This window comes from Acinetobacter sp. YH16051, from assembly GCF_013417135.1.
Lineage (GTDB): Bacteria > Pseudomonadota > Gammaproteobacteria > Pseudomonadales > Moraxellaceae > Acinetobacter > Acinetobacter towneri.
The window spans coordinates 1-2,375 of record NZ_VPEN01000081.1; the positions used below are offsets into that span (position 1 = coordinate 1).

At 39.2% G+C, this 2,375-nt stretch carries 1 protein-coding gene and 1 pseudogene; both read left to right on the forward strand.

Annotated features, from left to right (window positions below):
* Window positions 1-434: 434 nt before the first annotated feature.
* Window positions 435-1,364, forward strand: a pseudogene (gene repM, locus FTV41_RS14340) (replication initiation protein RepM); the annotation flags it as partial.
* Between the two features lie 541 nt (window positions 1,365-1,905).
* Window positions 1,906-2,085, forward strand: coding sequence for a hypothetical protein (locus FTV41_RS14345; protein WP_020847111.1), 180 nt, complete (start codon window positions 1,906-1,908; stop codon window positions 2,083-2,085).
* Window positions 2,086-2,375 lie beyond the last annotated feature (290 nt).

Sequence of the window (2,375 nt, forward strand, 5' to 3'; positions counted from 1 at the left end):
TGCTTCATAACGAGATTTACAGAGCAAAGCGACTGTAGCCACTGGCTCCATGACGAGCGAAGCGAGCATAAAGCTTTATGAGCGAAGCGAATCCATTCTTGTTTTTAGCGTCCTAGCCGGTCTTTGAGAAAAACTGCCCCCAGGAATCGAGCGCAGCGAGATTCAATAGAGTTTGAGCGAAGCGAAAACATAGGGCAGTTTTAAATGCCGTTTTTAATTTTTTTGGGCTTTTAATAATATAAAAAGCTTTTAAATGCTTTTAGGAGGGCTGAAATCATTGGTATACGTGCGTTTCAGCGATCATTCTCCACCATTTACCTTGCAATACTCCACCATTTACCTTGCAAGAATTTCTCAATACTCCACCATTTACCTTGCATAATCCATCATAAAATATTATGGTGGATTTACATCATAAAAATTATAGGTGGGAGATGTCGGAATTAGTAGTCAAAGACAATGCTCTAATCAATGCTAGTTACAACCTTGACCTAACAGAACAACGGTTAATTCTGCTAGCAATTGTGGAAGCAAGGGAATCAGGCAAAGGAATTAATGCGAATGACCCTTTAAACATTCATGCAGAAAGCTATATAAATCAATTTGGAGTGCATCGAAATACCGCATATCAAGCCTTGAAAGATGCTTGTGATGATCTTTTTGCAAGACAATTCAGCTATCAAAGCCTTAGCGAAAAGGGGAATATCCAGCATCATAAATCACGCTGGGTAAGCGAAGTTATTTACGTTGAACAAGAAGCAGTTGTTAAGTTAATTTTTGCTCCCGCTATTATCCCGCTAATTACTCGACTAGAAAAACACTTCACAAGCTATGAATTAGAACAAGTTAGTCAATTAAAAAGTGCCTATGCTGTTCGCTTATACGAAATTTTAATTGCTTGGCGTAGCACAGGAAAAACACCCGTAATTGGGTTGGATGACTTTAAAAAACAGATAGGAATTAATGAGGGAGATTACAAGCGAATTGATGTACTTAAATCCCGTGTACTAGAGCCATCAATTAAGCAAATCAATGAACATACGGATATTATTGTATCTGTTGCACAGCATAAAACAGGGCGTTCAGTTACTGGTTTTTCATTCCGATTTAAACAAAAACCACAACCAAAAGTAGAACAAAGAACCGACCCAAAACGAGATCCAAACACACCTGATTTCTTTGTCGAAATGACCGATGCACAACGGCATTTGTTTGCACACAAATTATCTGAACTGCCCGAAGTTGGTAGCGAATATGCAGAGATCGGAGAGTCATCCGAAGACTTTACGAAACGCCTTGCAAACATGCTTTTAGAGCCAAAAAAATTCAGGATGTTTTATCCGCTACTGGAGCAGCTCGGCTTTGGTTCTAAGAAAATCCAATCTGCACCAATCAAACAGGTCGATGAACCTAAGTTTATTGAATTGCGAAACATGCAAGTGAATAGCTTGTCGTTCAATATGTCCCGTGACAAGAAATTCGCTCATTTAAAACAGGAAAACGAATCTCCAGATGATTTTATGCAACGGCTTCGCATCATGCTAAAAGACCCAAAACAGCAAATTCAATTTTATGACTACGTGAATGCTAAAAAGTAGCAATTAATCCTCTAAAAAAGATTTCAAAACGCCCCAACTTTTGGGGCTTATTTTTATCTTTTTCAGAGGTCGGTTTTTTGTTTCTCGGAGAGAAACGCGGAAGCGTGCATTCCCTCCTGCTGTCGGAAAATGATAAATCCCCCAAACCGCTAAAAGTTGCCGATCGGCAACTTTTAAAATATCAAATTTTCACACATGGCTTAAAACCGCCTAAAATCGCCTTTAAGCGCACTTTTCTTCAAAACAGGGAAATCTAGCTAAACAGGGCTAAAAACGCCAATAAACGCAAAATAGGAGCATTTAGACCATGAAATTGAGTGATGCTGAAAAAAATAATCGTTTGTCAGAGGTGTTTTTAAAGAAATCAGATCGAGAATATTACGATTTAGAAATCACTGAAGATCATCAAAAACTTTATGATCAGTACGTTTCAGGTGATTTAAACAAGCAAGATTTTGAAGAACAACTAAACAAATTGATCAAGTAACCGAGCGAGTGTCTACGAGCGACTGAGCATTATAAAAATTTGCCCCTGCCTTTTCCCTGATTACAAGCTCCCTGTTGCTTCATAACGAGATTTACAGAGCAAAGCGACTGTAGCCACTGGCTCCATGACGAGCGAAGCGAGCATAAAGCTTTATGAGCGAAGCGAATCCATTCTTGTTTTTAGCGTCCTAGCCGGTCTTTGAGAAAAACTGCCCCCAGGAATCGAGCGCAGCGAGATTCAATAGAGTTTGAGCGAAGCGAAAACATAGGGCAGTTTTAAATGCCGTTTTT

Excerpts from the sequence above, each read along its gene's own strand:
- FTV41_RS14345 (WP_020847111.1), top strand. The coding sequence starts at position 1,906 with ATGAAATTGAGTGATGCTGAAAAAAATAATCGTTTGTCAGAGGTGTTT.